We start from the raw sequence: 7456 nt of genomic DNA, 5'->3' as shown, positions 1-7456 counted from the left end.
ACCCAATTTTCACAACCTACATTCACAAAGGTAGTAAAGGCACACCAATTCTGCTGCTACACGGCTTCGATAGTTCCATCCTAGAGTTCCGTCTTCTGTTGCCATTACTTGGTACTCAAAATGAAACATGGGCAGTAGATTTGTTAGGTTTTGGCTTTACACAAAGACAAAAAGAAATAAATTACAGTCCAACTACAATCAAATGTAGTGCTTTGCAACTGTTATCTAGCCGCCTCAATTATTAGTGAACACCTTTGCAGACTACACTTTCAGGCTGTTATTTGGCTATTCTGTTTGTGAAATGAGCGAACCGACCGTAAATACTAGCAAACGGCAGATTAGGATGGAAGTATCTCAGGTATAGGAGGGATGCGTACTAAAAGATGCGATCGCAGTGTCCCAGGTAACTTGGGAGGTAAAACATATCCGTCTTGACTCTCTTGATAAAGCTGGCTAAATTGCAACAAATCAATTATGCTTTCCTCTGTCAAATCAACAAAATGGTACGTGTATTTTTGTGGACATACTAATGTTGCTGCACAAGAGTATTTGCTAACGCACGTCCACAAACATCCCACAGACTGAATCTTAAGATTGCTGTAAACAGAATTATTTTGTTGCACTTCCAGCAGCTTGAGGAATAATTGATTTCCTTCGGCGCGATCGTCTGCTTCTTCATGAGAAAGAACAGCACTACACGATTTACAAACAAATAAGGTATGAAGTGTCATAATTAGGTACTTGATAAAAAGTATTCAAACAATTATTCAAACACTAAATTGGCGACGTTGGACTATTCCCGAATAAATCAAGGTATGTTAATTAGATACTTAAATAAATCATCAATAATCGCATTGGCAGCTAACATACCACTTCCTATCCAGTAACTTGGAACTAAATAAACTTTATTTTCTCGTACAGCTTTTAAATTTTTCCACAGAGGACTTAATTTAAGCTGCTCTAATTTTTTTTGTGCTGTTTGATTACCTTTAGCATCATTCTCAGCCGTCCAAATAAATATCACATCACCATCAGCCTGTTCGATTAATTCATTACCGATGGACATTTGAATCTGGTTACTAAATAATTTTTTTGCTTCTGATGCCGTGAAACTTTGCGATTCTGGGCGAGATAATCCAGCATCTTGCAAAATACTTCCGCAGAAAGAATCACGTAAATAAAGGTTGATATTATTAGGATAAAGTCGTACTACAGAAACTTTAATTTTCGACAACTTATTGCCCATTTTCTGCTTAAAGTCTGCGAGACGACGGTAATAATTTTCCATTACCTTTTGACCAACTTCTTTCTTACCTAACGCCACACTAGTGTTTGTAAATACCTCTTTCCATTGACCACTGTGTTCAAATTTCAACAAAACTGTTGGAGCAATTTTTGAAGTAATAGGATAAATATTTTGTTGATATTCATAACCAGCAATTAAATCTGGTTTGAGTGCGAGAATACTTTCTAAGTTAGGTTCGCCAATTGTCCCAATATTTTTTACTCCTGTTAGCTTATCTTGCCAATATGATGAAAAATCTGAGATCACAGCACCAACAGGTTTAATACCCAGTGCGATCGCATTTTCAGCATCATCTAAAGTCACAAGTCGCTCAAACTTGTCTGGAACACAGGTCATTCCCGCAGTGTGTTCAACCTGACGACAAGCTGTGTTTATATTTTGATTATTAACAGGTAGAGAACCACCACGATGACAAGCTACTGCAAACAATAAACTACAAAATATGACAATCCCAAATCGCCACCAGCGAGTAAAGCTTTTTATTTTGATATAACTGACATTCATATTAGTGGTAATATCTCGGATAGAATTTATCTTCGACCTTTAACCGGATTCTGGGTAGTGAATTTTCATGATGGCTATGGCTGAACCAGATATTTAAAAAGGTCATCAAGTAGTTTATTGATGCCAAAAAAGCCGTATGTCCACCATCTATTTACTTGGACTTCATATACTTGATTGTTTTGCGCTGCTTTTAGTGTATTTAAAAGAGGATTTTGAAAAAAAGCTTGTGTCAATTGGCTAGTATCATTCATGACAAATAAAACATCAGCATCATATCTGTTTAATATCTCGATACTCGATATTACAGTTTCTTGTTGTTGGTTTGCTAGCAAAGGTATGAGTCGTATGCCAATGTCTTGAAAAACTTGATTGTAAGTTTCATTATCTGAATATGTAGAGATGAGACCTTCTCCAAAAATATAAATCACGGATACTTCTATCTGTTTCAGACGTTCGCCCATTAAATTTTGCAACTTTTTAATTCGTTCATAGTATTGAGCAATAACTTGCTCTGCCTTTTCACTCTCACCTAGCACTTGAGCAATAAAACGCAGATTTTCTTTGAAAGAGTAATTCAGTCCTGGCAAGTCTACCATAACTGTAGGTGCGATCGCAGATAATTGTGGATACAAACTTTTCTGGTAATCACGCATCAAAATTAAATCGGGTTTGAGCTTGATAACTTTTTCCAAATTAGGCTGATTTCCAGTACCAATTATCTCAATACCAGTCGCTTCATCATTAGTTACACCACGAAATAAAAAGTCGTACTGTGGAAAATAACTTACTGTGCCAATTGGTTTGACACCCAAAGACAATACCGGATCTAAAAGGGCAATATCATTTAATACAATAATTCGCTGAGGCTTGACGGGAATTCTTGTTTCGCCCAAAGCGTGTTTGACTAATTTTGTAGCTACTGGGAGAGGAGATGTAGGTAATAAGGTATTGTTACCTTGAATTGCATTTTGCGAAATATTACTATGGCAAGCTAACAGCAAGACAATAGTAACAATCATTAGCAAAAATAAATTGAGGTAACGATACACTTTAATACTCTCTCCTCTTTCTACTTAGTTAAAAATCAAACAATATTGTCCTGTCATTCATAATGGTATCTTGTACATCACACTCTACTTTCGTCAAAATTCAATCGCAAATGAACCGATTACTGTTAAAGGTTCACCGTAGTAAACCTCTAAACGGCTACCATAGGCAGAACCCGTATAATAAGTTTCGTCAAACAGGTTGCGAACATTTACAGCCGCTCTCCAGTTATTACGCTTGTAAAATACTGAAGCATCAGTACGCACAAAACTAGGAAGAACAAAACTATTGTCCAAATCTCCAAAGCGATCGCCAACAAAAAATAATCCTAGTCCAAATCCTAATCCTTGTAGACTTCCTTGTTGAAATTCATAAGTTGTCCACAAACTTGCTGCGTGTTCTGGAATATTGTCTCGACGCTGACCTTCAAAACCATTATTATCTTTGCTGACAAAAGCATCAATGTAAGAATAGGACGCAATTACTTTCCAACCAGGTGTAATTTCGCCAGCAATATCAAATTCAATCCCTCGACTTGTCTGTTCCGCAGTTTGAATTTGCTCGTTGGGATCGGGTGAATTCGGATCATCAGTAGCAACATTTTGCTTGCGGAGGTCATACAAAGCTAAAGTTGCACTTAAATTGCGGGTAATATCAGCTTTTACACCTACCTCAAATTGTCTACCTGTTTCCGGCTTAAAAGGTTCACCGGTAGCATTACGACCTGCATCAAAGACTGGTACAAAAGAGGTTGCATAAGACGCGTAAAGCGAGATATTTTGAGATGGTTGATAAACTATTCCCAAGCGGGGGCTAAAATTAGTATCTGATTGAGAAGATTCTTGCTTTGCTTCACCCAAATTACGTGTACTACGAGTTTGATCAAAAATATCAAATCGACCGCCAGCCAATAATTTGAGTTGAGGAGTTACTTCGATTTGGTCTTGAAAGTAAAACCCATATTTATCGAGGCTATCATCACGAAAGAAAGTTAAGATTTCTTCCTTGGGATACTCTAAACGAGCGTAAACTGGGTTAAATATGTTAATAGATGGGTAAGCTTCAAAGTCTCCAAAAGTACCATCTTCGGTGATTTTAGTATAATCAAACCCCAACACAAGTTGATGTTTAATCGAACCAGTATTAAATTTTCCGACCACATCCGTTTGTAGAGAATAAGCATTATCTCGACGCTGAGAAAAATAACTTAATCTACTTAATTCACCTGTTTCCTCATCGAGAGAATCCCGTAAAGGAAAGTAACGTTCTAAATTTACAAACTGAGCGCGGAAAGCATTTCTAATTGACCATTGATCGCTGAACTTATGGTCAAGTAAATAGCTAAAATTCGTGACATTGATTTCTACATTCTGAAACGGTTCACCTAAAAAACGGCTCCGTGGTAAATTCGCTGGGCGATTACCTATTGCCACAGTACCATCATCTGTTGTGCGTTTTTCTTCCAACCAGGAGCCTTCTATAGTTAAATTGGTGTTAGTGCCAAGGGCAAACTTAAATATAGGAGCAAGAAACACACGCTCTGAATTTACAAAATCACGAAAACTTCCAGCATTTTCATAAAGAGCGTTGAAACGATAAAGTATGTTTTTATCATTAGTTAAAGGCCCCGATAAATCGAATGCACCTCGATAGTTGCTAAAACTACCAACTCTTCCCTCAAAAGAATAGAAGGGTTCAGGAAAAGGTTGTTTAGTCACCAAATTCACTAAACCACCTGGAGGCGCATCTCCAAACAATACTGATGCTGGGCCTTTCAGAACTTCGATACGTTCAATATTTGCTGTTTCAGTCAAGCCACCAAAATCGTTATATAAACGAAGCCCATCCCGAAATAAATTGGCGTCGAAACCACGCAAAGAAAAATATTCACTAAAACCTTGATAGTAACCCGTGCTAGTAGAACCACTTACATTTCGCAACGCATCTTGGACGCGAATAATTCCTTGGTCTTTGAGAACTTCGCGGGGAATTACCTGAATTGATTGGGGGATATCACGAATAGGTGTATCTGTCTTAGTTGCGGTTGATGCTTCTTCTGCACGATAACCACCCTGTTCACCCGTCACCACCAATTCAATTGGTTCTTCATTTTGTGCCGATGGTTGTTCTGGCTGGATTTCAGTGCTGGGTTGTGGTTCCACTGGCGTGGCTTGTGTTTGTTGTCTTTGGGTAGTAGTCACAGTAGGTACAACCCCAAAAATCAGACCTTCATCACCATCAAATAACTCGACTTGCGGCGCACCAGTTTCACCAATGACTGTTACGCGAATAGTGTTTGCATCTAAATTGCTAACTGTAACTTCAGCAATTCCCGCAGTCGGTTTTTCCTGATGGAATGTATCACCACTAAGTAGGCGTAATTGGGTATTGGGAATATCAATAATATAGTTATTCCCCTCACTTTTATTTGTGAGTTGCAGTTGATCTGATTGATTGGTTTCTAAAATTATCTCTATCCCTTTGTCTGTGCCTTGAGACTTAACACCTGTTATTTGGATTAGCGACTGAGCCAGCCATTGCTTAATACTCGTAGCAGGTTGTTTTATATCACTCAATTGAGAAATTTTAGAGATTGGTTTTTGGGTATCTTCAGCTAGTACAGGGGGGTTAATCAGTACCAAAGCCACACTGATCATCCAAGCTAGTTTCTGTAACTGATTTGACATTACTCTACTCACCACACACATCAATAAGTAACAGGGGGTTGAGGGCTGGGAACGATGACTAAGAAAGAGATAAAAAAGTTATTCTTTCCAATGACGGCAGTTGCTCAACTTGGGAAGCCAGAGCCGCGCTGCCTCCCCCATGCCCAATAACCTTTTCTTTTGTAATTAGTAATTAATATCAAAAAGCTTACAGGAAAGCTCTTGGATGAGGATGAGTGTTTTGAACGCTAGACGGAATTTTTTGAACGCTAGACGGAATTTTTGAATTTTTAAGTTGTTAAATCAGGTTATTATTGCATTGTCATTTTTAAATTTTTATATAAGCTCTCAATATGAAAAATTAAGCTGTTTAGTTTTTCTCTTCTTATCCTATCAACTCATCCATTGCCATCGATAAACGCGAATTAGCTATCAGAAATTCTTTTGGGTTGATGCCAAATTTTTTTCTAAAAGCGGTGGCAAAGTAGCTGCGACTAGAAAAACCAACTCTACGAGATGCTTGAGAAATGCTTATTTCTCCAGTTACCAATAATTTTCGTGCTTGTTCTAATCTATGATGATGTAAATAGCCGAATACTGTCGTATTAAATACCAGACGAAAGCCACGTTTAAGAGTACAGTCATTTAAGCCGACTTGTCTGGATAACTCTATCAAAGAAGGAGGATTTTCTAAATCGCGTAGCAAAATTTCTTTGGCGTGGTGAATACGTTCCACATCATCAGGCTTTAGTAAAAAGGTGTCATTTTTATTTTTAAGTGCAGAAACGTCTTCTTCAACCAACAACACCATTAGTTCCAAAACCTTGCTTTCCAAATACATCCTTTTCATCATTCCCTGGTAGGGACAATTTAATATTTGTTGTAATGCTACTTGCATTGCTGGAGTCGTATTACCAGAACGAGAATAGTATTCTTGATGAGGTTTTCTGACTAAATGAGTTAATTCTTGCGGAAGCTGCTTTTTTTCTTTACCCATAAAAAAGCGAAATAATTCCGGTTCCATGTGAACATTAATCTCAATGTTTTTTTCTGATTTAAATGATTTATACATTTCCTTTGGTGCTAGTCCACTACCCCACAATCTGTTTTGTCCGCTACTAACAGCAAAATGCTTATCTTGGTTATATCCTGCAAGATAAAAGCTGTATTCTAAAGGATGTTGTCGCTCTGGCAGCTTTATGATCAAATCGTCATGTAATTGATGTTCTGAAATGGCTAAATATAAACCATCTCGTAATTCTATTTCACCATAAAATCCTTTACCTAATTCTTTTGGAAAATAGCTAATGGTGTCAAACATATCCCAGCGATCGCCTACGATGGAACATAACCCATCGCACCTTTTTTTTACTTCTGGTGACTCTACAAATAAATCCCAAAAAGCTTGTTGTGAAATGGTGGCTGTCATAACTAGTAGCAATAAGTTTTTATATTTGTTGCTAATTATTAGCAATACATTTTGGTGAATCCTCAACGCAAAGTCACTATGCTCAGTATTTGTGATTAAATACAGCAAGTAGCAGCTTATTGATATAAATTATCATCAATATGATTAGAATAGCTTATTTTTATACCACTATTTTGTTATTAAACATACAAAATGCTGCAAGCTTTTCTCAATTACTATGGATTACTTGGCAAACTCAAGAACACTACTTGCTGATAGCTAAAGCTTTATGAAAATTGGACTACAGCAATACTGGAATTTACTCGTAGATTATCTCAAGCCACAAAAGGAAAGGGTTTTTAAGTTTGCGATCGCACTACTCATCAGCATTGGCTTACCTGACTTTTCACGGGATGTGGGAAGGGGAGTTTGGTTCGCGAATGTCATTCGCGAACCAAACTCCCATAAAAATGATCTTTATATTTGCTGGTATTGTCGTCATAGATGCGAGTGACATGGTTGCAA

At 37.5% G+C, this 7456-nt stretch carries 6 protein-coding genes and 1 pseudogene; 2 read left to right on the top strand and 5 right to left on the bottom strand.

Translation table 11 applies throughout. From position 1 onward, the window contains the following. Positions 1-203, top strand: a pseudogene (locus tag H6G92_RS37615) (alpha/beta fold hydrolase); the annotation flags it as partial. A gap of 135 nt (positions 204-338) precedes the next feature. Here the strand turns inward: H6G92_RS37615 and H6G92_RS37610 are convergent. The 5 genes from H6G92_RS37610 to H6G92_RS37590 form a co-directional block, all read right to left on the bottom strand. Next, a complete protein-coding gene (locus H6G92_RS37610; protein WP_190901815.1) occupies positions 339-731 on the bottom strand; it encodes a DUF1636 domain-containing protein in 393 nt (130 codons plus the stop codon). A 77-nt stretch (positions 732-808) separates the two neighbouring features. Further along, positions 809-1810, bottom strand: coding sequence for an iron-siderophore ABC transporter substrate-binding protein (locus tag H6G92_RS37605; RefSeq protein ID WP_190901813.1), 1002 nt, complete (start codon positions 1808-1810; stop codon positions 809-811). Positions 1811-1884: 74 nt separating this feature from the next. Further along, complete coding sequence (locus tag H6G92_RS37600) at positions 1885-2859, bottom strand: iron-siderophore ABC transporter substrate-binding protein (RefSeq protein WP_313890063.1); 975 nt, start codon at positions 2857-2859, stop codon at positions 1885-1887. 93 nt (positions 2860-2952) lie between these two features. Further along, positions 2953-5544, bottom strand: a complete 2592-nt coding sequence (locus H6G92_RS37595) for a TonB-dependent siderophore receptor (RefSeq protein ID WP_190901811.1) — start codon at positions 5542-5544, stop codon at positions 2953-2955. A gap of 364 nt (positions 5545-5908) precedes the next feature. Then, the gene (locus H6G92_RS37590; RefSeq protein ID WP_190901809.1) at positions 5909-6952 is read right to left on the bottom strand and encodes a helix-turn-helix transcriptional regulator; all 1044 of its coding nucleotides are present in this window, start codon (positions 6950-6952) and stop codon (positions 5909-5911) included. 268 nt (positions 6953-7220) lie between these two features. Between H6G92_RS37590 and H6G92_RS37585 the strand changes: the two genes are divergently transcribed. Beyond that, complete coding sequence (locus H6G92_RS37585; RefSeq protein WP_190901819.1) at positions 7221-7445, top strand: hypothetical protein; 225 nt, start codon at positions 7221-7223, stop codon at positions 7443-7445. The last annotated feature ends 11 nt before the right edge of the window (positions 7446-7456 follow it).

Source organism: Nostoc foliaceum FACHB-393, from assembly GCF_014698505.1.
GTDB classification, from domain to species: domain Bacteria; phylum Cyanobacteriota; class Cyanobacteriia; order Cyanobacteriales; family Nostocaceae; genus Nostoc; species Nostoc foliaceum_A.
This window is presented reverse-complemented; position numbering and strand designations above follow the sequence as displayed.

What these genes read in the sequence shown, in the direction of transcription:
- H6G92_RS37610 (WP_190901815.1), bottom strand. Translation starts at nt 731, where the DNA reads ATGACACTTCATACCTTATTTGTTTGTAAATCGTGTAGTGCTGTTCTT.
- H6G92_RS37605 (WP_190901813.1), bottom strand. Translation starts at nt 1,810, where the DNA reads ATGAATGTCAGTTATATCAAAATAAAAAGCTTTACTCGCTGGTGGCGA.
- H6G92_RS37595 (WP_190901811.1), bottom strand. Translation starts at nt 5,544, where the DNA reads ATGTCAAATCAGTTACAGAAACTAGCTTGGATGATCAGTGTGGCTTTG.
- H6G92_RS37590 (WP_190901809.1), bottom strand. Translation starts at nt 6,952, where the DNA reads ATGACAGCCACCATTTCACAACAAGCTTTTTGGGATTTATTTGTAGAG.
- H6G92_RS37585 (WP_190901819.1), top strand. Translation starts at nt 7,221, where the DNA reads ATGAAAATTGGACTACAGCAATACTGGAATTTACTCGTAGATTATCTC.